The sequence below is a fragment of the Bradyrhizobium sp. NAS96.2 genome (assembly GCF_001908235.1).
Taxonomy (GTDB): Bacteria; Pseudomonadota; Alphaproteobacteria; order Rhizobiales; family Xanthobacteraceae; genus Bradyrhizobium.
Map to the genome: position 1 here is coordinate 12,415 of NZ_LGHK01000092.1, position 21,482 is coordinate 33,896.

A 21,482-nucleotide genomic window follows, 5' to 3' on the forward strand; every position below is an offset into this window, starting at 1 on the left:
AGGCTTTTACGCTTTAATGCAAGACCGCCTGAGACGCAGGCTCAATATAACTGTGTCTTCCCCCTCATCATGGCTAAATGCCTTTAAGGTTTTCTCAGTGCGAGAATTCTATCTCGGTCTCGCAGCGTTCGCTGTGATGCTGATCATCTGCGGCATCGCCGCCTACTTGAACTAGCCAAACGAGGGGAAGATTTCTCCCTCACGTCCCCAAAAGCGGTCACCCGCCGCGCCTGACCACGCTCCCTGTAATCCGGCCGTCATGGAATTTTCCTACCTCTTTGCAGGCCCGCGGCGCATTGTCGCTGTGACCTTAAGGAGGCCCCCATGACGATCCGGTTCTCGCGAAACCTCACCCGCCGACGCTTTCTTTCCACCACGGCTGCGGCCGGCGTCGGCGTGATCGCGATGCCGTATCTGTCGCGCGCCGCCGATCGCCCTGTGATCACCCATGGGGTGCAGTCCGGCGATGTCGGCGTCGACGGCGGCGTGGTGTGGGCGCGCGCGGACCGGCCGTCGCAGATGATGGTCGAGGTCGCGACCACGGAATCGTTCAAGGACGCCCGTGCGCTGCCGCCGATCACGGCACTGCCGGAGAGCGACTTCACGGCAAAAATGCTGCTGGAGAACCTGCCGTCCGGCCAGGACATCTTCTATCGCGTCCGCTTCCGCGACCTCGCCCATATCGACATTGCCGGCGAGCCTGTGGTCGGCCGCTTCCGCACCGCGCCGGGCGATCGCCGCGACGTCTCCTTCGTGTGGGGCGGCGACGTCGCCGGCCAGGGCTGGGGCATCAACCCCGACGACGGCGGCATGATGACCTTCGCCGCGATGAAGAAGCACAATCCGGATTTCCTGCTGCATTCCGGCGACACCATCTACGCCGACGGCGTGATCCCGTCCGAGGTGAAGCTCCCCGACGGCAAGATCTGGAAGAACATCACGATCCCGGAGAAGGCCAAGGTCGCCGAGACGCTCGACGAATACCGCGCCGCGCACAAATACAATTTCCTCGACTCGAATTTGCGCGCCTTCAATGCCGAGGTGCCGATCTTCGTGCAGTGGGACGACCACGAGGTGACCAACAACTGGTCGCTGTCGAAGCAGCTGCCGGCGACCTACAAGGAGCGCGACATCACCGTGCTCGCGGCGCGCGCGGCCAAGGCCTTCCACGAGATGTATCCGATGCGCGAGAGCATCGTCGAGCCGGGCCGGGTCTATCGCACGCTGAGCTACGGCCCGCATCTCGACGTATTCATGCTCGACGAGCGCAGCTATCGCGGCCCGAACGGGGCGAACCTGCAAGAAAAATATGGCCCCGACGCCTATTTCATCGGGCCGGACCAGATGGCCTGGCTGAAGCGTGCGCTGCTCAACTCGCGCGCCACCTGGAAGGTGATCGCCTCCGACATGCCGCTGTCGCTGATCGTCTATGACGATGCCGCCAACAAGAAAGGCTCGGAAGCGTTCGCCCAGGGTGACGGCCCGGCGCGCGGCCGCGAGCTCGAGATCGCCGACATTCTGCGCTTCATCAAGACCGCCGGAATCGTCAACACGGTGTGGCTGACCGCCGACGTGCATTATGCGGCGGCGCACTACTACAACCCGAACAAGGCCCAGTTCCAGGAGTTCGATCCGTTCTGGGAATTCGTCTCCGGCCCGCTGCATGCCGGCACGTTCGGTCCGAACGAGCTCGACAACACGTTCGGGCCCGAGGTGAAGTTCGTCAAGGCGCCGGGCGATGCCAACCAGAACCTGCCGCCGTCGGCCGGCATGCAGTTCTTCGGCCACGTCAAGATCGACGGCAAGAGCGGCCAGATGACGGTGAGCCTGCGCGATCGCGTCGACGCCGAACTGTGGGCGATCACGCTCGATCCGAAGCCGGTGTAAACCGGCCGCCGAAGCGAGGGAACCAGACGCCCTGTCGGCGATGCCATTGTCCGAAAGGCAAGGGCATCGCGATTGGCGGGGGATGGACGCGACCTGCCTCTTCCGGTACCGATATCAGAGCCGTTATGCTGGGGGCCCGGAGGGGCGGAGCATGAGGCGCTGCGAGTTCTTTCGCGTGCTCGGTGGCATCGTCGCGAGGTTTCGGCCTCGCCGCTTGATTGTTGTCACGATCGCCGTGTTCGCGCTGCTGCCGATCGAAGCCAGCGATGCCGGCTGGCTGCCTGATTTCTTCAAGACCTCGTCCAAGCACGCCAAATCGCCAAAGCGCGCGAAGTCGGCAAGGTCGGCCAAACTGGCACGGCACCGCGCGCCGGCAAAGCACCGCGCCACACGGCTTGCCGCCCTCGGGCCGGTCGCGCTGCCGCCTTCCGTTCTCAAGCCGACCGCAGGCAAATGCGATCCCGCGACATTCCGGATCGTTCTCGATGTCGGACATACCGCGGAATCGGAAGGCGCGATGAGCGCCCGCAACGTCGCCGAGTTCGCCTTCAACCTGCGCCTTGCCCGGCAGATCGATGAGACCTTGAAGGCCGAAGGTTTTGCCGAAACCAGGCTGCTGCTGAGCGAAGGCAAGGCAAGACCCAGCCTGTTCAGGCGCGTCGCCGCCGCCAACAATCTGCACGCGGATCTCCTGCTGTCGATCCACCACGACTCCGTGCCCAACAAGATGCTCGAGGACTGGGAATTCGAGGGCAAGAAGAGCCATTTCAGCGACCGCTTCAGCGGCTACTCCGTGTTCGTCTCCCGGGAGAATCCGGACTTCGGGACGAGCCTCCGGTTTGCCGAACTGGTCGCGAAGGAAATGAAGGCGCAGGGGCTGCAATATGCCGCGCAATACAGCCTGCCCATCATGGGTAGCAACCAGCACCCGCTGCTGAACAAGGAGACCGGCGTCTACAGCTATGATGAGCTGATCGTGCTGCGGAAGACCGCGATGCCCGCGGTCCTGCTGGAGGCCGGCTCGATCATCAACCGCGACGAAGAACTCGCTATGGACTCGCCCGCGCGTCGCAACAGCATCGCCAGCGGCATTGCGGTCGCCGTGAAGGAATTCTGCAATCCGCGCTGGGCCCTGCTCGGTCCGCTCTGACGGCCGAACGATCGGCACTTCCTCGCTCAGCCCGGTTTGCCCGCCTTGAGCTCGCTGAGCTTGGTCAGCGCCTGTTCGAACTTGGCGTTGAACAGCCACATCGCATCGAGGATTTCGCGGAAGGTCACGGATGATTTGGCCCGGTCGGCGCGGCCGAACGCGAAGACGCTGTTGTTGCGCAGATACCCCATGATCCTGGGATCGGAAATCCTGTAGCCGACGAGGTTGCCTGACTTCAGCGCGGCCCGCGTTGGCGTCGGAATGATCTGGATCAGTTCGAACAGCTTCATTTGATCGATCGGATCGGGCAATGCCTGAGCGATCGCCGGGACCTGCGGGAAGATATCCGCGTGCGCGTTCATGAGGGCGTTGCGCACCGCGGTCCAGTGGTTGAACCTGTGATCGAGATTGCCGGCCCGGGCCTCTTCCTTGTCGTCGCGACGACTCAGCGCAGGATCGAGGGCTGCGATCGATCCCTTGATGGCGGCCCACTTCTTTCGACCGTTGCGATCTTCGGACGGGCCGGTCTGCAGGCTCCCCTTGTAGGTGTTCGATCGCGCATTTCCCGCATTCTGCTTGCCGTTCGTCTCGGCAAAGAACAGGCCGAGGCTGATACGGCCCGCGGTGGCGGCGGCAACGGGATCGAGCCCCTTGGCGCGCGCGATCACCGTCGCCAGGTCGACCACGTCCTTGAATGGCGTATCGGAGCTTTGCGCGTCGGCGGGAGGCGCCTCCATGACGTCGAACAGCTTCCTGTACTCGTCGAGCAGCGGCTCATTGTCGGCGTCGAAATAGGCCGGAGGGATTCCGGATCTGCCGGGTTTGCCGATCCTGGATGGAAGCGCATCGGTGAGATCCTTGTATGCGCTCATCATTTCGACCCGGGCGAGGTAGAGCGCCTGACCCGGCAGGTCGGGCAGCGGCTGCCTGGAATCGATCTGCGCGCGTCGCTGGCGCAGGATCGAGACGAAGTTCTTCAGCGCATTGTCGTAGGCCTCGAGCGCGGCGGCTTGCTCGCTCGTGACGGCGGTCGGCTCGGCGATGGCTGGAGGCGTCGCAACCGGTGCGAGGAGCAGCCCGAGAGAGAGCGCTGCTGCGCGCGCAGCGGCAGATTTTGTAATCGCCATCCTGATTGCCATGACAGCTTCCCGGGGCCTGTGCGCCGCCGAATCCGATATTCTGGATCGTAGACTGCGTGGCCGCAGCCCGGCAATCCGTCAAAGCTCGTTTCTCAGCGCAGCTTCGAGCGTCTCGCTCGAACACGGCTTGGTCAGCCGCGGCTTGTCGGCGAGCGATTCCGGCAGCCTGATGTCCGCGCCGTAACCCGTGACGAATGCGAAAGGCACTTTCAGCGCATCGAGCCGCTCGGCGATCGCGAACGTCTTCTCGCCCCTGACGAGGCCGACGTCGAGCAGCGCGAAATCCGGCGCGCGTTCGGCGATCAGTTCGAGCGCACGGGCGACGTTCGCGGCGGTGCGCACCGTTCGGGCGCCGAAGCCGAGGATGGTGTCCTCGAAATAGAGCGAGATGATCGGATCGTCCTCGACGACCAGGACATCACCGGGCATGCCGGCATTGGGGGCGGATTCCATGACGCGGTGTCCATTTCCTCGATGATGGATGAGAGACCGGATCAGTCCGGCCGGATGGCCCGCGACCGGCGCCCGAAAGCACGCCGGCTGTTCCCGAGATGAAACCCACCACATCGCGAGCCGCCGCGTCTGTTCACTAGTGAACATAAAAGCTGGAACATTTTCAGTATGGTCCGCGTTGGGTTTTCAGGATTTTCCAATGATTGCCAAACGGACCGATTTGGCCGGGACGAGCGACCGGCCATTCAACAATCTCTTGCGCCGGCTGAATGCCGCCGATTACGAGCTGATCGCGCCGCATCTTGCGGTGGTCGATGCTGACGCCAGCGACTTGCTCTACAATCCCGGCGACGACGTCCAGATCGTGCATTTCCCATGCGGGCCGAGCCTTGCGTCCTACATGGTGGCCAATGAGGACGGGCGCGATGTCGAGACCATTCTGGTCGGCCGCGAGGGCGCCGTCGGCGGCATCGTCAGCCAGGGATTCCTGCCGGCCTATACCCGCATCACCGTCAAGTTCGGCGGCCCGTTCGTGCGGCTGCCGATCAGCAAGCTCGACGCCGCCAAGCTGAAGTCGATCTCGGTGCGCAACATCTTCGCGCGCTATGCCGACTGCATGCTGGCGCAGATTTTCCAGTCGACCGCCTGCAATGCAATCCACTCGATCGAGCAGCGCGCCGCAAAATGGATCATCTCGGCGATGGAGCGCACCAACGGCAATGGCGTGGTGCCGCTCACGCATGAGCAACTCTCGACCTTGCTCGGCGTCGGCCGCAGCTACACCAGCCGGGTGATCCAGAACTTCAAGGCGGAGGGCGTGCTGGACACCCGCCGCGGCGCGATCGTGATCCGCGACCCGGACAAGCTCCGGCTGCGCTCCTGCATGTGCAACGAGGCGGTGAAGGATCACTTCGAGGAAGTGCTGCGCGGGGTCTATCCAAGCGAGGACAACCCGGCGAACTAGCGGGCTCCAAGCCGCTATCGCGGGCCGCGAAAATCACGCTACACTCGCCTCATGAGCGGGGCTGAACTTCACGCCATCTTCGACGTCGCAGCATGGGGCGCAGCCGCGGTCGCCATGTGGTGGCTGTCACGCGTGCGCGGGCTGCAATTCCCGCGGCAATCCTTCGAGCTGCCCTACATCGCCGCGTTGGTGTTCGGCGCCGGCATCGGCGCCTACATCTTCGGCACGCTGAACCTGTGGTTCTCGGGCTTGACCGGCATCGCCCGCTCGGTCGAGGGCGCGCTTGCCGGCGGCATCGTCGCGATCGAGCTCTACAAATGGCGGCACGGCATCTCGCTGCGCACGGGGGCACGGTTCGCGCTGCCGCTCGCGATCGGCGTCGCGGTCGGCCGGCTTGGCTGCTATTTCGCGGGGCTCGAGGATTTCACCTACGGCACGCCGACCGCGCTGCCCTGGGGCCATGATTTCGGCGACGGCGTCCTGCGCCATCCGGTGCAGCTCTATGAAAGCCTGGCGATGGCGGCATTCGCGGTCTTTTACGTCTGGGCCGTATTGAACCGCAACGCCGCTGTCATCACCAATGGATTCTACCTCGTGCTGTTCTACTACGGCCTGCAACGCATCGTCTGGGAGTTCATCAAGCCCTACGGCGCGCTGATCGGCCCGTTCTCACTGTTCCACCTGCTGTCGCTGTTTGTCATGGTCTATGCCGCCGTCATGCTGGCGACGGCGCCGAATGTGAGTGTGAAGCATGAACGCGCCGCTGCGTAAGTCCCGCCCCTACATCTTCTGGGGCCAGACCCAGTCGCTCTGTGAGACCTGCCTCACCCTGGTGCCGACCAAGATCCAGATATCAGGCAACGAGGTCTGGTACGAGAAGCGCTGCAAGCAGCACGGCGTGCAGTCGACGTTGGTCTCCACCGATTCGGCCTACTGGCGGCTGTGCAAGGATTTCATCAAGCCCGGCGACCGCCCGCTCGCCTTCCAGCGCCACACCGAATTCGGCTGCCCCTATGATTGCGGGCTTTGCCCGGACCACGAGCAGCACTCCTGCCTGGCGCTGATCGAGATCACCGAGCACTGCAACCTGACCTGCCCGGTGTGCTTTGCGGATTCCTCGCCGGCGCGCACGAGCTTCACGCCGCTGGCCAAGATCGAGAAGATGCTGGACGCGCTGGTGGCGAGCGAGGGCGAGCCTGACCTCGTGCAGATCTCCGGCGGCGAGCCGACACTGCATCCGGATTTCTTCGCGATCCTGGATGCGGTGCGCGCCCGGCCGATCCGCCATGTCATGATCAACACCAACGGCCTCAGGATCGCGCGCGAGCCCGACTTCGTGGCGAAGCTCGCCGAGAACAAGCGCGGGCTGGAGGTCTACCTGCAATTCGATTCGCTGAAGCGCGAGGCGCTGGTCAATCTGCGCGGCGCCGATTTGCGCAAGATCCGCCAGCAGGCGTTGGAGAATCTCGAACACTACGGCGTCTCGACCACGCTGGTCGCCACCATCAAGCGCGGCGTCAACGATGCCGAGATCGGCGACATCGTCCGCCATGCGCTGACCTGGACATGCGTCCGCGGCGTCACGTTGCAGCCGGTGCAGGACGCCGGACGTAACGAGAACTTCGACAAAAATACCGACCGCATCATGCTGTCGGAGATTCGCCAGCACGTGATCGAGACGGGAGTGTTCGGCGACAAGGACATGATCCCGCTGCCGTGCAATCCCGAAAGCATCTCGATCGGCTACGGCCTGCGCAACGGCGAGAAGGTGCTGCCACTGACGTCGCTGATCCCGCAGGAGCAGCTGGTCGCCGTGATGCCGAACACGATCAGCCCCGAGAAATATCCGGTGTTGCGGGAGAAATTCGTCGATTTGTTTTCGCTGTCGTCGGGGCCGCTGAACACAAGCGAGCGCGTCTGCGAATTGCTGTGCTGCCTGCCGAGCTTCGAGGTGCCGGAAGGCCTGACCTACGAGAACGTATTCCGCGTCACCATCGTGCAGTTTCTCGATCGGTTCAATTTCTGCGTCGGCAACGTCAAGCGCAGCTGCATCCACTTCATCACCGAAAGCGGCGCGATCATCCCGTTCGACACCTACAATCTGTTCTATCGCGACGGCAAGATCGACGGCATCCGCGCCGCGATGGCCGGGCAGACCTATCGCGAGGCACGGCAGAGCGTAGAGGTGCCGCGATGAGCGACGAGAGCCGCCCGATCAATCCGGATGGATCTCCGCCTTCGCTGCCTCCGCCGCTCCCGCCGCAACGCGGCGGCTGCGCGACCGCCTTCATGGCGCTGTTCGGGGTGCTCCTGCTGCTGCCCGGGCTCTGCGCCCTGCTGTTCGGGTTCGGCGTCCTGAGCGAGTCGAAAACCGATCCCTCCATCCTCTTCCTGATCCTGCTCGGGCTCGCGGTCTGTTTTGCCGGCGTGATGCTGATCCGCGCCGCGATCAAGGGGAGCTAGGTTCAGGGCGCCATGAGCAATTCCGACCCGCCCCCGCCGACAGAGCCTCCTTACAAATACGTCCCCCCGCCGTCGCCGCCACCAAACGGCTGCGCCACCCCCTTCATGCTGATCGTAGGAATGATCTTGCTGATCCCGGGCGTTCTGTGCGCCATCATCAGCGCCAAGATAGGAGCAGGCCCCGGCGGAAACCCCATCACCGTACTCGCTGCGCTGGTGGCGCTTGCCGGACTTGGACTGATGGTGTTCGCCGTTACTCGGAAGTAACCCCTGATTGGACCGAAAAGCCCATCAAAACCCGCCGCCGGAACCAAAATCAGCCACCCAAACCGCCAATAAACCGTTGTTTTTTGGCGTTTTCTGACTATATTGCGCCGCAACGCACGAGGGGCCCGGTCCGCTGACCGGGCTTCCTTTTTGGGGTGATGCGTCCCCGTCAAATTTCTTGGGTATGAGCGTGATCCGGGCCCCTGATGGGCCACGCGAGCGAGCGGCCGGCCAAACTGGTCCGGCGAGATCGCGCATCTGACCATTGCACGACCAGAAGAAGAGCCATGAACCTTCGCAACGTCGCCATCATCGCCCACGTCGACCACGGCAAGACCACCCTCGTCGACCGCCTGCTGCAGCAATCCGGCACCTTCCGTGAGAACCAGAAGGTCACCGAACGCGCCATGGACTCCAACGACCTGGAGCGCGAGCGCGGCATCACCATCCTGGCCAAGGCCGCCTCGGTGCAGTGGAAGGACATCCGCGTCAACATCGTCGACACCCCCGGCCACGCCGATTTCGGCGGTGAGGTCGAGCGTATCCTCAACATGGTTGACGGCGCGCTGGTGCTGGTCGACGCCGCCGAGGGTCCGCTTCCGCAAACCAAATTCGTGGTGTCGAAGGCGCTCAAGATCGGCCTGAAGCCGATCGTCGTGATCAACAAGGTCGACCGCCCCGACGCGCGCCCGACCGAAGTCATCAACGAGGTGTTCGACCTGTTCGCGGCGCTCGACGCCAGCGAGGAGCAGCTCGACTTCCCGATTTTGTATGGATCAGCCAAGCAGGGCTGGATGGCGGAGAGCCCGGAAGGTCCGAAGGACCTCGGCATGCAGCCGCTGTTCGACCTGATCGTGCGCCATGTCGAGCCGCCGAAGGTCGAGGAAGGCCCGTTCCGGATGATCGGCACCATCCTCGAGGCCAATCCCTATCTCGGCCGCATCATCACCGGCCGCATCTCCTCCGGCTCGATCAAGCCGAACCAGCAGGTCAAGGTGCTCGGCGCCGACGGCAAGCTGATCGAGAGCGGCCGCCTGACCAAGATCCTCGCCTTCCGCGGCCTCGAGCGCACCCCGCTCGAAGAGGCCGAGGCCGGCGACATCGTGGCGATCGCGGGCCTGACCAAGGGCACCGTCGCCGACACCTTCTGCGACCCCTCGGTCGAGACGCCGCTGCCGGCGCAGCCGATCGATCCGCCGACGGTGTCGATGTCGTTCATCGTCAACAACTCGCCGCTCGCCGGCACCGAAGGCGACAAGGTGACCTCGCGCATGATCCGCGACCGCCTGATGCGCGAGGCCGAGGGCAACGTCGCGCTGCGCGTCGTCGAGGCCGCCGACAAGGATTCGATGGAAGTCTCCGGCCGCGGCGAATTGCAGCTCGCGATCCTAATCGAGACCATGCGCCGCGAGGGTTTTGAGCTCTCGGTGTCACGCCCGCGCGTCGTGCTGCAGAAGGACGAGGCGACCGGCGGCTGGCAGGAGCCGATCGAGGAGGTCGTGATCGACGTCGACGAGGAGCATTCCGGCGTCGTCGTGCAGAAGATGAGCGAGCGCAAGGCCGAGATGATCGAGATGCGGCCGTCCGGCGGCAACCGCCTGCGGCTGGTGTTCTACGCGCCGACCCGCGGCCTGATCGGCTACCAGGGCGAACTGCTCACCGACACCCGCGGCACCGCGATCATGAACCGCATCTTCCACGGCTATGCCGCCTACAAGGGCGAGATCCAGGGCCGCCGCAACGGCGTCTTGATCTCCAACGATCAGGGCGAAGCGGTGGCCTACGCGATGTTCAAGCTGGAAGACCGCGGCCCGATGATGATCGAGCCGGGCTGGAAGGTCTACAAGGGCATGATCGTCGGCGAGCACACCCGCGACAATGACCTCGAGATCAACGTGCTGAAGGGCAAGCAGCTCACCAACATCCGCACCACCTCGAAGGACGAAGCGGTGCGCCTGACGCCGCCGATCCGGATGACCCTGGAAAAGGCGCTCGCCTATATCGAGGACGACGAGCTCGTCGAGGTGACGCCGAAGTCGATCCGGCTGCGCAAGAAGCATCTCGACCCGAACGACCGCAAGCGCGCCGAAAAGGCCAAGGAAGCGGTGGCGTAAGCCTGTCTGTCATGCCTGGCACCGGGTCGGCGCGAAGCGCCGCCCGATGATAAAAATTTCCGGGGCATCCAGTACGCCGCGGCCGATCGGTTCAATCACAACTGTCTCTGGAATACTGGATCACCCGCTTTCGCGGGTGATGACAGTTATGCGCGGGGCGGCTTCAGGCCCGGCGGCGAACATGCTAGAGCCGGGGCATGAGTTCGCTTCCCTCCACGGTCGGTGTTGCCATCATCGGCGCCGGCGCCGCAGGCCTCGGCGCCGCGCATGCGCTGAAGGGCACCGGCCTCTCCACCATCGTCCTGGAAGCCCGCGACCGGCTCGGCGGCCGCGCTCACACGATCCAGGCCGCGCCTGACGTGGTGTTCGACGTCGGCTGCGGCTGGTTGCACTCGGCCGACCAGAACAGCTTTGTCGGCATCGCCAAGCAACTCGGCTTCGAACTCAACCAGGACCTGCCGCCGTGGCGCGAGCGCGCCTATGGCAAGGCATTCCCGCAGTCCGACCGCGATGCATTCATGCTCGCGCTCGACGAGTTCTACGATCGCCTCGAGGAGGCGGCGCGCGGCGGCAAGGACGGCTCAGCCGATCGTTACCTCGAGCCCGGCAACCGCTGGAACCCGATGATCGATGCGATCTCGACCTATGTGAATGGCTGCGAGCTCGACCAGCTCTCGATTCTCGACTTCGACGCCTATGAGGACAGCAACGTCAATTGGCGGGTGCGGCGCGGCTATGGCGCGCTGGTCGCAGCCTACGGCGAACAGGTATCGGTCGCGCTGAAGTGCGAGGTCCGGCTGATCGATCATTCCGGCAAGCGCCTGCGCATCGAGACCTCGCGCGGCACGCTGGAGGCGGACAAGGTGATCGTCACCGTGCCGACCAATTTGATCGCCATTGAGGCGATCCGCTTCTCGCCGGCGCTTCCGGAAAAACTCGATGCCGCGCGCGGCCTGCCGCTCGGCCTCGCCGACAAGGTGACGCTGGCGCTCGCCGAGCCCGAGGCGCTGCCTAAGGAAGGCAATCTGCGCGGCGCCACCATGCGCACCGAGATGGGCACCTATCACATCCGCCCGTTCGGCCAGCCCTGCATCGAGGGCTTCTTCGGCGGCCGCTTTGCGCAAGCGCTCGAAGATGCCGGCGACGGCGCCATCGCCGCGCACAGCATCGACGAGATCGTCTCCTTCCTCGGCAACGATTTCCGCCGCAAGCTGCAGCCGCTCAGCGAATCCCGCTGGGCCCACGACCCGTTCGCCCGCGGCTCCTACTCGCACGCGCTGCCCGGCCATGCCGGCAAGCGCGCCGTGCTGGCGGCCCCGGTCGACGGCCGGCTGTTCTTCGCCGGCGAAGCGACGTCACCGCATTTCTTTTCGACGGCCCATGGCGCGCGGGACTCGGGGGAGCGGGCGGCGAAGGAAGTCGTGTCCGCGCTGCCGCGCAAATAGCCCGATCGTCATTGCGAGGAGCGATAGCGACGAAGCAATCCATGCTGCCACAAGCGGAGAGATGGATTGCTTCGCTTCGCTCGCAATGACGGCAGAAACTACTCCAGCACCCGCGCTCGCATATCAGCATCGGGCACGAAACACGTCTCGTACTTCCCGAAAATCTTGTAGCGGTTGCGTGCGATGAGGCTATAGACGGCGTCGCGCAGCGGTCTTGGCACCGCGAACAGCGCGCTTGTCCAGCCCCAGCCGGGGAGATGGCTCAACACCGTCAGCGCGGCATCCGACTTCACCCAGGCGATGCCGCCATGGACAACGGCGTTGGTGTCGGGATCCTCGGGATCGATGCCGAAGGTCTTCGCCAGCCGCGTGCCGTAGTCGGATTGGATAGGGGTGAAGCGGAAGCGCCCTCGGAATCGCGCGCAACGACAAAGCGGACCCAGCGCGAGCAGAAGATGCAGACGCCGTCGTAGAGAATCACGTCGTCGTCGGGCCATGCAGTCATCGGTTATCCAATGTCAGCAGCGCGACCAGCATCAGCACGATCGCTGGCCCGGTCTTGACCAGCGCGCCGAGCGGCTCGATCCAGAGATCGGGCGTCAGGACCGCCGATGCCGCCATATAGCCGAGCGAGGCGACGATGCCGGCGACAAGGCCGAACGCCGCGGTGCGGCGGATCGCGATCAGCACGCCGATGCTCATGTCCATCAGGCTGGTCAGTACCGTCACCGGCCCGACCAGAGCAGGCGGGAAGTGATGCTCGCTCAGGATGCCGGCGGCGGCATCATAGGAGATGACCAGCGCGATGAAACCGGAAGCAACCCAGAATAGCACGAGGCTTGCGAAGATCAGCGCCTTGATCAGGAACAGTCGCGCAAACCATTTGTCCTGGATGGTCGCGGGTCGGCCGCCGACCGCCTGCGCGATCGTCTTCGGCACGATGCCGGTCGCTGCCATCCAGGCCGTGGGATCGCCGGTGACGCCACGGCGCAGCTCGGCAATCGCATTGGAGCGCATCGGCGGCATCCAGCCGAGGCGGCTCGTGAGATCGCCGAGACGGGCGCCAAGATCAATCAGGAACGATGGGGACGCGATGCGAAAATGTTTCGCCGTGCCGAATGACCAGCGGAATTGGGCGATGACGCCGCCGAGCGAGACCGGCTGCTTCTGCATCAGGTCCCATGTCACCGAGCGCACCGCATCATCGGCGGCATCGCGCGCCGCGAGCCAGGCGATGGTGGCGGCGATATCCTCGACCGCAACCGGCTGGAACGGCGTTGCCGCCTCGTCGGCCGGCAAATCCACCGGCAGCGCCGCCAGCGCGCGCAGCATGGCGCTGCCGCCATAGGCCGATGGCGCAATCACAAAACCGGGGCGCAGGATCGCGTAGGCGATGCCGGACTCAGCGATCAGCCGTTCGGCCTCGCGCTTGGTGGTGCTGAAGGCCGTGCGATCCTCGCAGGCTATGCCGGGAATCGAAATGTGCACCAGACGGATGGCGCGGTCGCTGTCGCGGATCGCCTGCAGCAGTCGCGCCACGAAGTCGCGATGCACCGCGCTTGTGTCGCTGCCCGGACCATCCTGCAACACGCCGAGGCAGTTCACGACGACATCGGCCTCATGCGTGCGAAGCAGCTGCGTCAGGTCAGCGACATCCATCGCTATCACGGGCAGCTCGAGATCGGCTGCGCTCATCTTTTGTGCAGCCGTGAAATGCCGCGCGATCCCGATCGCGCGAAAGCCGCGAGCCCTGAGATCGTCGGTGACATAGCGTCCGATCAGGCCCGACGCGCCGAGCACGAGGATATTGTGTGATGCGCCGTCACTCATGAATACGGATCATGCTCTAGAATGGTTTCGCGATCATCAGCCAGAGGATGATCATCACCGAGCCGAAGCCGGGAATCCCGAACAGAAACCAGCGGCGAAACAGCGCATGGTAGCGCGGCGGGAGCGGCAGACCCTTGTCGGCCGCCGCCTGTGCGAGGTCGCGCATCTCCATCTGCATGAAGACGACGGGAACCCAGAACACGCCGGCCAGCGCGTAGAGCGCCAGCGACAGCAAGAGCCAACGCTCGGTCAGGCTGGTTGCCGACAACAACATCAGCAGTCCGCCGCTGACCGGCTGCAACAGCACGGCGCTCAGCGTGAAGATCATGTCCGCGATCACCACCGTCGCCGCCGTGCGTGCGATGAACGCCGCATCCTGCGTGCGATGCGCCGCCAGCATGAAGAAGGCGATGCCGGTCCCGGTGCCGAGGATCACGATGGCGCCGAGCACATGCAGATATTTGATCAGGAAATAGAGCGTCATCGCAGTCCGCTCGCGATCGGGCCGGTTTCGGCGCGCACAAATACCGCCGCTGCCATAGGCCGTGCGCGCGCAAAAATCCACTGCGGCGGCGCATGCGGAGTACCCACGTCGCGTTTGGATCGCACGCCAAATCCTGGCGGCGAATCAGCCCCGAATGAGCTTTTTCCAAGCAACGGCACTGTCATACTGCGCGCGCGATTCATGCTTTGCACAGGGCCGGACCAGCAATCGGTCGCTTGAACCCGGCAAGTGTCCTTTTTCGGAACAAGTTTTCATGACACTGATGCAAAAAACCCACACGTTAACCGATAATTAACGATGGACCTTGAAGGCGGCCCTCCGACTTGCTTTGATTAGATGCATGAGCACAACGCTAATCGAGGTCCGGCCAGCCAAAGCTGCAGACGCAGCCTCGGTGGCGTCTACCCATGACGAAGCCTGGCGCTCGGCGTATCAGGGAATCATCCCCGGCGCCGAACTCGAAAAGCTGATCAATCGCCGCGGCCCGCAATGGTGGGACAGCGCCATCCGCAAGGGCAGCCGCGTCAGCGTGCTGGTGTTCGGTGACAGGATCGCGGGCTACGCCAATTATGGCCGCAACCGCGCCCGCAGCCTGCATTTCGAAGGCGAGATCTACGAGCTCTATCTGCGGCCGGAATTCCAGGGCCTTGGCTTCGGCCGGCGCCTGTTCGCCGCAGCCCGCCGCGACCTGATGCAGAGCGGCCTGAAGAGCATGGTGATCTGGGCGCTCTCCGACAACGAGCCGGCGACCGAGTTTTACCGTGCGCTGGGCGGCCGGATGGTGGCGCGCTCCTCGGAGCGGTTCGGGCCGAAGTCGCTCGACAAGGTCGCTTTCGCCTGGGCCAACTGAAAATCCTGCTTCTCTCGCAGCTGCAGCAAGGCTAAACCAGCCGGAGCGCTGCGCGCGACGGCCAGCCCGGCCCCACGGCCGGGCCCGAAGTCGTTTTGCGGTCTGGCGGCGCCAACCAAAAAATCACATCGTCCTCAACTTCCAAAAGGCCACGCGGAGCAATCCATGCGTATCGACGCCATATCGATCGGAAAAAATCCGCCCCACGACGTCAACGTCATCATCGAGGTTGCCGTCGGCGGCGAGCCCATCAAGTACGAGATGGACAAGGAGGCCGGCACGCTCGTGGTGGACCGCTTCCTCTACACGCCGATGCGCTATCCCGGCAATTACGGCTTCATCCCGCACACGCTGTCGGGCGACGGCGATCCCTGCGACGTGCTGATCGTCAACACCCGCGCGATCGTGCCGGGCGCCGTGATGAGCGTGCGCGTGGTCGGCGTGCTCCTGATGGAGGACGAGGCCGGCGGTGACGAGAAGATCATCGCGGTGCCGTCATCGAAGCTGACCCAGCGCTACGACAAGGTGCAGAACTACAGCGACCTGCCCGACATCACGCTGCAGCAGATCCAGCACTTCTTCGAGCACTACAAGGATCTCGAGAAGGGCAAATGGGTGAAGGTGCTGCGCTGGGGCGACGCCGACGAGGCCCGCAAGCTGATCCTCGAAGGCATCGAGCGCGCGAAGAAGAAGTGACGGCGTAGCCGATACGGCGCCCTCTCCCGTCATTGCGAGGAGCGTAGCGACGAAGCAATCCATGCTTCCACAAGCGGAGAGATGGATTGCTTCGCTCCGCTCGCAATGACGGCGGAAGTACTTTTCGCTATCTCACACCGCCGGCGCGGCGAGGCCGGCAATCGCGCAGGCGGCGCGCAGCGTGTTGACCAGCAGGCAAGCCACCGTCATCTGCCCGACGCCGCCGGGCACCGGCGTGATCGCGCCGGCGACATCAAGCGCTTCCTGGAATGCGACGTCGCCGACCAGCTTCGGCTTGCCGCCGGGCACCGGAATGCGGTTGATACCGACATCGATCACGGTCGCGCCTGGCTTGATCCAGTCGCCACGCACCATCTCCGGACGGCCGACCGCGGCATAGACCAGGTCGGCCTGGGCGCAGAGCTTTGCCAGATCGCGCGAGCGCGAATGGGCGATCGTCACCGTCGCGTTCTCGTTCAGCAGCAATTGCACCAGCGGACGGCCGACCAGATTGGAGCGGCCGATCACGATCGCGTTCATGCCCTCGATCGAGGCGTGCACGCTCTTGGTCAGGATGATGCAGCCGAGCGGCGTGCAGGGCGACAGCGCGGCCAGGCCGCCGGCGAGCCGGCCGGCATTGTTCGGGTGCAAGCCGTCGACGTCCTTGGCCGGGTCGATGGCGTTGATGATGGTCTCGGTGTGCAGCGATTTCGGCAGCGGCAGCTGCACCAGGATGCCGTGCACCAGCGGATCGCGGTTGAGCCGCGCGATCAGCGCCAGCAGATCGGCCTGCGACACGTCCTCCGGCAGCTTGTGTTCGAACGAGGCCATGCCGGCGGCCTGGGTCTGGGTGTGCTTGCTGCGGACATAGACTTCGCTGGCCGGATCGTGGCCGACCAGCACCACGGCGAGCCCCGGCGTGAGCGAATGGTCGCGCTTGACGCGGGCGACCTCGGCGGCGACGCGGGCGCGAAGTTCGGCGGCGATGGCTTTTCCGTCAATGATGCGGGCGGTCATGTCAGTCCTTCGTCTTTTGGTTCGGCCCGGCCGCCGTCAGCTTCCGCAATGTCTCGCCAAGGCTCTTCGGGTCGCCGTCGACCGCCACCTGCTTCAGCCGCGAGGTGGCGCCGGACAGCAGCTTCACCCTGGCCTTGGGCACGCCGAGCGCCTTGGCCAGCAACTCGGTCACCGCGCGGTTGGCCTCGCCGCCTTCCGCAACGGCGCGCACCCGCACCTTCACCACCGAGCGGCCGTTGGCCAGCGTTTCGATCCCGTCGATGTCGTCGCGGCCGCCGCGCGGCGTCACGCGCAAGGCGATGCTGATGCCCTCGGTGGAGTAGCGCCAAGGCTCCATCAAAAAGGATCCATTAGCGGAGGCCCATCGCGAGGGGTCAGATCACGTTGGGATAGATGTAATAGGCAATCACCCGCTGGAGGAACATGATGATCAGGATCACGATGATCGGCGAGATATCAAGGCCGCCCAGATTGGGCATCACGTTGCGAATCGGCCGCAGCACCGGCTCGGTGATCCGGTAGAGGAACTCGGCCACCGCCGAGACGAATTGGTTGCGCGTGTTGACCACATTGAAGGCGACCAGCCAGGACAGGATCGCGGAGGCGATCAAGAGCCAGACATAGAGGTCGAGGACGATGATGACGATGTCGAGAACAGCGCGCATATGTTGGGAGCTCGCGGGTGGGACGACCAATTGAAGCGCAACGAGACCGGACTGAGCCGCCATCGCGCGTTTGAGCAGGATCTTCTCGGAAAACCGCTACGCGCTTTTCGCTAACGCGGCCCGCCGGGTCCGGATCATGCTCTAAATATCGGTTCGGCCCCCCGCAAACAAGGGAAGTTCCCGGCGGGACGGGCCGAAAACCGCTGTTTCAGCGTTCTTGACTTGGCCTTGGGCGGGACTGTAAATGGCGCCCGACTGACGGCCGGGACACTCAGCAACACCCGGCCGCGATGGGGCCATAGCTCAGCTGGGAGAGCGCGTCGTTCGCAATGACGAGGTCGGCGGTTCGATCCCGCCTGGCTCCACCAGCCTTCGCTCGCTTCGCGAGCTACGGCTCGGCAAGCCCGGAAAGTCCATCGTAGCGAAGTGAGCGAAGGCTGCCTCGCCATAGCCCGAAGGGCGACGGCGGGCTGGGCGCCACAATCCACCTCTCGCGAGCTTCGGCTCGGCAAGCCCGGATAGTCCATCGCAGCGAAGTGAGCGAAAGCTGCCCGGCGTAGCCGGTAGGGCGAAGTCGGGCTCCTGCCGCAAACTCCGCCCCAATTCGCCTCACGTCCCCGTAAACCGCGGCGGCCGCTTCTCCACAAAGCTCGCGACGCCTTCCCGGAAATCATTGCCCTTCAGCGCGATCTGCATCTCGCGGTTGGCGTCGATGGTGGCTTCGGCGAGGGTCTGGAACGGCACGTCGTAGACTTGGCGCTTGATCACCGCGATCGCGCTCGGGGAGACGAAATCGGCGAGGTCGCGGGCATAGGCGTAGGTTTCCTCGCGCAGCTTCTCCGGCCGCGACAGCCGGTTGACGAGGCCGATGCGCAGCGCCTCGGCGGCCGACACCCGACGCGCCGACATCAAGAGATCGAGCGCGTTGGCATGGCCGACGATGCGCGGCAGCATCCAGCTGATGCCGTGCTCGGCGATCAGGCCGCGCCGCGCGAAGGCTGTCGTGAACACCGCACTGTCGGCCGCGAAGCGCAAATCGCAATACAGCGCGTGGACCAGGCCGATGCCGGCGGTGGCGCCGTTGAGCATCGCGATCACGGGCTTCTTGATGGCGGGGTAGTAGGCATAGCGCGTCTGCCAGTCGGCGCGGCGGTTCATGTCGAACGGAATGCTCTCGCCGCGCCTGACCTCGTTGGGATCGATCCCCTTCAGCGCGTCCATGTCGGCGCCGGCGCAGAAGCCGCGGCCCGCGCCGGTCAAGATGATGACGCGAACATCGTCGTCGTTCGATGCAGCCTCCATCGCGTGGCGCACGTCGCGCTCCATGATCGCGGTCCACGCATTCATGCGGTCGGGGCGATTGAGCGTGATGGTCGCGATCCGGTCGCTGACCTCATAGAGGATGTGCTGGTAGCTCACGGCGATCTCCCTGTGCCTTGTTGTTATTGATCCGCGCGGCGATGCGAGCCGCGCGCGGCAGCCGACAGTAGCACATCCATCAGAATGAAAAGGTGGCGCGAAATTCCGCGCGGCGGCTATTCGGCGGCCTGCAGCAGCACCGGCTGCGGCACACGCGCGGTCCAGCCATCGATGAAATGCTTCAGCCACGCCCGCTCAGCGGCATCGTGCACGGCGCGTTCGGCGAAGTGCAGATGACGCGGTTGCGCACCCGGGGAATCCATTCGCGCGCAACCGCGCGCGGTCCAGCGATGCATCATCGCGTAGGTCACGTCGGGATGGAATTGCAGGCCGAAGGCATTGCCGAACTGGAACGCCTGCACCGGAAAATCATTGCCCTCTGCAAGCAGGTCCGCGCCGTCGGGCAGTTGAAATCCCTCGCCATGCCAGTGATAGACGCGCGCCGGCCAGTCCGGGCACAGCGCGCGCCCTGCCGCCGTCGGCCTGACCGGGTAATAACCGACCTCGACACGGCCTTCCGGATGCGGCGCGACGCGCGCGCCGAGTTGCCGCGCCAGCATCTGTGCACCGAGGCAGATGCCCAGGAACGGACGCTGCTCGCGCAACGGAATTGCGATCCAGTCGATCTCGCGCCGGACGTAGTCGTCGGGATCATTGGCGCTCATCGGGCCGCCGCAGATCACCGCGCCGGCATGCGTCTCGAGCGTGTCGGGCAGTGCGTCGCCGAAGCGCGGACGGCGGATGTCGAGAGGGTAGCCCAGCGCGCGCAGGGCGTTGCCGATCCGGCCGGGAGTCGAGGTCTCCTGATGCAGCACGATCAGCACCGGCCGCTGCGAAACCTGATCCAAGATCTGATCTACCGGCGTGACCGCGGCCGGCCTTCGGTTTGCGAAGGGCACCACGACACGGGTTTGGTCAGACCGGAACGACATTGCCTCTGCTTGAAGGTTTGGCCTCTGCTTAAGGATTCGGCACGTAAGGTGCGATCATAGCTAAGTGGTCGTTAACATCGTGTGAGTTTGCGCACACACCCAGGCGAAGCAAATTGCGGGCCAGAAACAACGACGATCAATGGGCGCGTTGCGGGGAGAAGCGAGCAGCTGCTAGCGCTTGCGGAGCTGGAAGCCGCCGACAGCCGTCAGGATGAAGGAGCGCGGAAACAGCCGCAGCAGGAACGGCACGACCTTGATGAAGGCGCCTGGCAACACGGCCCGCTTGTTGGCCATCAGGCCGCGATAGGCCTGGCGGGCGACCTCGGCAGGCGCGACGTTGAGGATCGCGGAATCGAAGCCAGGCGCGAAGCCGGCGCGGTCCTGAAACTCGGAGGGCACCGGACCCGGGCAAACCACGGTAACTCGCACGCCCTTCGGCGCCAGCTCACAGCGCATCGCCTCGGAGAACGAGAGCACATAGGCCTTGCTGGCATAGTAGACGGCCATGCCGGGGCCGGGCAGGAAGCCGGCGATCGAGCCGAGATTGAGGATGCCGCCGCGGTTGCGGATCAGCTGATCGGCAAAACGCAGCGTCAGGTCGGTCAGCGCGCGGATGTTGACGTTGATGATGTTGAGCTGCTCGGCACGGTCGCGCTCGATGGCGAGGCCAAACAGGCCGAAGCCGGCATTGTTGACGAGATATTCGACCTCGACCCCGGCCTCGGTCAGGGCCTGCACGATCCGGTCGCCCGCATCGCTCTGCTGGAGGTCACAGGGGATCACGATCGGGGCCGCGCCGCCCTTGGCCCCAAGCTCGTCGGCGAGCGCCTTCAGGCGGTCGGCGCGCCGCGCCACCAGCGCCAGACGGTGACCATTCGATGCAAACACGCGCGCCAGTTCGGTGCCTATGCCCGCCGATGCCCCGGTTATCAGCGTCACACGCTCAGCCACGTTTCAATCTCTTACTGCAAATTCTAGTGAGGTCCCCAACAAGGCGACGAGAGCATAGGCATGCGGTGGGACGCAAGCCGCGTATGGGGTTGTGGACAGCTACCGGGACGTCGGTTTCGGGACGAAACGACCAATTTTCAGTCGGATCGCCCCCAATCGCGGCGGACATTAAAGTTTCGTCATCCGTGATGCCGGCGACGATGCTCCTGCTTGCGCGGCCAACCGTGTCAGATTGCCGCGTCTGCCGTGCCCCAGGGGCCCTTCGGCAGCTCCGCCTGCTTCTCGGCAACCCGGTGCTTGAGGTCGATGCGGTCGCGCGAGGAAATGCCGAGCAGATCGGCAGCGCGCCAGACCACATTGTCCTCGAACTCGCTGACCTGGCCGTCGGCATAGACCAGCTCCCACATCATCTCGACGATGCGCAGCCGTCCCTCCTCATTCACCGAGCGCATGATCACACTGGTAAAGTGATAGAGATCCACGGCCTCGCCTTCGACGCGCATCGCGGATGCGATCAGCTTGTCGGCGGTGCCGGGATCGAGCTGGAAGCGGCTCTCGATCAGGCTGTGCAGCTTGCGCGTCTCGGCGGGCGTCGGCTCGCCATCCAGCGAGACGACATGCACCAACAGCGCGGTCGCCGCCAGGCGATAGTCGCCATCATCGAAAGCGCGGTCGGTCTTTGCATCGGGGGAGACGATATCGGCAATGAATTGGCGGAGTCCGTCGAGCATCGCT

Annotated in this window: 22 protein-coding genes, 1 tRNA gene and 1 pseudogene; 12 read left to right on the forward strand and 12 right to left on the reverse strand. The window is 64.5% G+C overall.

Going from position 1 to position 21,482, the window contains the following annotated elements:
* The first annotated feature begins 324 nt into the window (after window positions 1-324).
* Window positions 325-1,887, forward strand: coding sequence for an alkaline phosphatase D family protein (locus AC628_RS20855; RefSeq protein WP_074128649.1), 1,563 nt, complete (start codon window positions 325-327; stop codon window positions 1,885-1,887).
* Between the two features lie 151 nt (window positions 1,888-2,038).
* Window positions 2,039-3,037 (forward strand): N-acetylmuramoyl-L-alanine amidase family protein, encoded by a 999-nt coding sequence (locus AC628_RS20860; RefSeq protein ID WP_245321248.1) that lies wholly within the window; start codon window positions 2,039-2,041, stop codon window positions 3,035-3,037.
* Window positions 3,038-3,063: 26 nt separating this feature from the next.
* Here the strand turns inward: AC628_RS20860 and AC628_RS20865 are convergent, their stop codons facing one another.
* Window positions 3,064-4,176, reverse strand: a complete 1,113-nt coding sequence (locus tag AC628_RS20865) for a hypothetical protein (protein ID WP_245321249.1) — start codon at window positions 4,174-4,176, stop codon at window positions 3,064-3,066.
* A gap of 78 nt (window positions 4,177-4,254) precedes the next feature.
* Window positions 4,255-4,629 carry a response regulator gene (locus AC628_RS20870; RefSeq protein ID WP_074128650.1) on the reverse strand — a complete coding sequence of 125 codons (375 nt, stop codon included), beginning with the start codon at window positions 4,627-4,629 and terminating at the stop codon, window positions 4,255-4,257.
* 199 nt (window positions 4,630-4,828) lie between these two features.
* Here AC628_RS20870 and AC628_RS20875 point away from each other — a divergent pair, with 199 nt between their 5' ends.
* The 7 genes from AC628_RS20875 (at window position 4,829) to AC628_RS20900 (ending at window position 11,882) form a co-directional block, all read left to right on the forward strand.
* On the forward strand, window positions 4,829-5,593 hold the full coding sequence (locus AC628_RS20875; protein ID WP_074128651.1) for a Crp/Fnr family transcriptional regulator: 765 nt from the start codon (window positions 4,829-4,831) through the stop codon (window positions 5,591-5,593).
* Between the two features lie 51 nt (window positions 5,594-5,644).
* Window positions 5,645-6,364, forward strand: coding sequence for a prolipoprotein diacylglyceryl transferase (locus tag AC628_RS20880; protein ID WP_074128652.1), 720 nt, complete (start codon window positions 5,645-5,647; stop codon window positions 6,362-6,364).
* Window positions 6,345-7,790 (forward strand): radical SAM protein, encoded by a 1,446-nt coding sequence (locus tag AC628_RS20885; RefSeq protein WP_074128653.1) that lies wholly within the window; start codon window positions 6,345-6,347, stop codon window positions 7,788-7,790. The genes AC628_RS20880 and AC628_RS20885 overlap by 20 nt, the downstream gene beginning before the upstream one ends.
* The gene (locus tag AC628_RS20890) at window positions 7,787-8,056 is read left to right on the forward strand and encodes a hypothetical protein (protein ID WP_074128654.1); all 270 of its coding nucleotides are present in this window, start codon (window positions 7,787-7,789) and stop codon (window positions 8,054-8,056) included. The genes AC628_RS20885 and AC628_RS20890 overlap by 4 nt, the downstream gene beginning before the upstream one ends.
* A 120-nt stretch (window positions 8,057-8,176) precedes the next feature.
* Window positions 8,177-8,323: a hypothetical protein gene (locus AC628_RS44125; RefSeq protein ID WP_168193414.1), complete on the forward strand. Its 147-nt coding sequence runs from the start codon at window positions 8,177-8,179 to the stop codon at window positions 8,321-8,323.
* A 287-nt stretch (window positions 8,324-8,610) separates the two neighbouring features.
* Entirely contained in the window at window positions 8,611-10,437 is a 1,827-nt protein-coding gene (gene typA / locus AC628_RS20895; protein ID WP_050425748.1) for a translational GTPase TypA, read from the forward strand.
* 197 nt (window positions 10,438-10,634) lie between these two features.
* The gene (locus tag AC628_RS20900) at window positions 10,635-11,882 is read left to right on the forward strand and encodes a flavin monoamine oxidase family protein (RefSeq protein ID WP_074128655.1); all 1,248 of its coding nucleotides are present in this window, start codon (window positions 10,635-10,637) and stop codon (window positions 11,880-11,882) included.
* Between the two features lie 98 nt (window positions 11,883-11,980).
* Here the strand turns inward: AC628_RS20900 and AC628_RS20905 are convergent.
* The 3 genes and pseudogenes from AC628_RS20905 to AC628_RS20915 all read right to left on the reverse strand — a co-directional run bounded on the left by AC628_RS20905 (window position 11,981) and on the right by AC628_RS20915 (window position 14,196).
* Window positions 11,981-12,387 (reverse strand): annotated as a pseudogene (locus AC628_RS20905) (thiol-disulfide oxidoreductase DCC family protein).
* Window positions 12,384-13,712 carry an SDR family oxidoreductase gene (locus AC628_RS20910; protein ID WP_074128656.1) on the reverse strand — a complete coding sequence of 443 codons (1,329 nt, stop codon included), beginning with the start codon at window positions 13,710-13,712 and terminating at the stop codon, window positions 12,384-12,386. The pseudogene AC628_RS20905 and the gene AC628_RS20910 overlap by 4 nt, the downstream one beginning before the upstream one ends.
* A gap of 16 nt (window positions 13,713-13,728) precedes the next feature.
* The gene (locus AC628_RS20915) at window positions 13,729-14,196 is read right to left on the reverse strand and encodes a DUF2269 family protein (RefSeq protein ID WP_074128657.1); all 468 of its coding nucleotides are present in this window, start codon (window positions 14,194-14,196) and stop codon (window positions 13,729-13,731) included.
* Between the two features lie 361 nt (window positions 14,197-14,557).
* Here AC628_RS20915 and AC628_RS20920 point away from each other — a divergent pair, with 361 nt between their 5' ends.
* Together AC628_RS20920 and ppa are read left to right on the forward strand one after the other, a co-directional pair.
* Window positions 14,558-15,067: a GNAT family N-acetyltransferase gene (locus AC628_RS20920; RefSeq protein WP_021078234.1), complete on the forward strand. Its 510-nt coding sequence runs from the start codon at window positions 14,558-14,560 to the stop codon at window positions 15,065-15,067.
* A gap of 165 nt (window positions 15,068-15,232) precedes the next feature.
* Window positions 15,233-15,763: an inorganic diphosphatase gene (gene ppa / locus AC628_RS20925; protein ID WP_016847249.1), complete on the forward strand. Its 531-nt coding sequence runs from the start codon at window positions 15,233-15,235 to the stop codon at window positions 15,761-15,763.
* Window positions 15,764-15,895: 132 nt separating this feature from the next.
* On the opposite strand, the gene folD is transcribed toward ppa, so the two are convergent.
* Genes folD through AC628_RS20940 form a run of 3 tightly spaced genes read right to left on the reverse strand, consistent with a single transcriptional unit; the run spans window position 15,896 to window position 17,445 of the window.
* Window positions 15,896-16,780 carry a bifunctional methylenetetrahydrofolate dehydrogenase/methenyltetrahydrofolate cyclohydrolase FolD gene (folD, locus tag AC628_RS20930; protein WP_074128658.1) on the reverse strand — a complete coding sequence of 295 codons (885 nt, stop codon included), beginning with the start codon at window positions 16,778-16,780 and terminating at the stop codon, window positions 15,896-15,898.
* Between the two features lies 1 nt (window position 16,781).
* Window positions 16,782-17,117, reverse strand: coding sequence for a DUF167 domain-containing protein (locus AC628_RS20935; protein WP_083633037.1), 336 nt, complete (start codon window positions 17,115-17,117; stop codon window positions 16,782-16,784).
* A gap of 37 nt (window positions 17,118-17,154) precedes the next feature.
* Entirely contained in the window at window positions 17,155-17,445 is a 291-nt protein-coding gene (locus tag AC628_RS20940; RefSeq protein WP_050425753.1) for a YggT family protein, read from the reverse strand.
* 292 nt (window positions 17,446-17,737) lie between these two features.
* Between AC628_RS20940 and AC628_RS20945 the strand changes: the two genes are divergently transcribed.
* Window positions 17,738-17,813: transfer RNA gene (locus AC628_RS20945), tRNA-Ala, on the forward strand.
* Between the two features lie 241 nt (window positions 17,814-18,054).
* Here AC628_RS20945 and AC628_RS20950 read toward each other — a convergent pair.
* From AC628_RS20950 to AC628_RS20965, 4 genes are all read right to left on the reverse strand, one after another.
* Entirely contained in the window at window positions 18,055-18,864 is an 810-nt protein-coding gene (locus tag AC628_RS20950) for an enoyl-CoA hydratase (RefSeq protein WP_074128660.1), read from the reverse strand.
* Window positions 18,865-18,980: 116 nt separating this feature from the next.
* Window positions 18,981-19,796, reverse strand: coding sequence for a glutamine amidotransferase (locus tag AC628_RS20955; RefSeq protein WP_074128661.1), 816 nt, complete (start codon window positions 19,794-19,796; stop codon window positions 18,981-18,983).
* A 171-nt stretch (window positions 19,797-19,967) separates the two neighbouring features.
* The gene (locus AC628_RS20960; RefSeq protein WP_074128662.1) at window positions 19,968-20,747 is read right to left on the reverse strand and encodes an SDR family NAD(P)-dependent oxidoreductase; all 780 of its coding nucleotides are present in this window, start codon (window positions 20,745-20,747) and stop codon (window positions 19,968-19,970) included.
* A gap of 227 nt (window positions 20,748-20,974) precedes the next feature.
* Window positions 20,975-21,478: a tellurite resistance TerB family protein gene (locus tag AC628_RS20965; protein WP_074128663.1), complete on the reverse strand. Its 504-nt coding sequence runs from the start codon at window positions 21,476-21,478 to the stop codon at window positions 20,975-20,977.
* Between the last annotated feature and the right edge of the window lie 4 nt (window positions 21,479-21,482).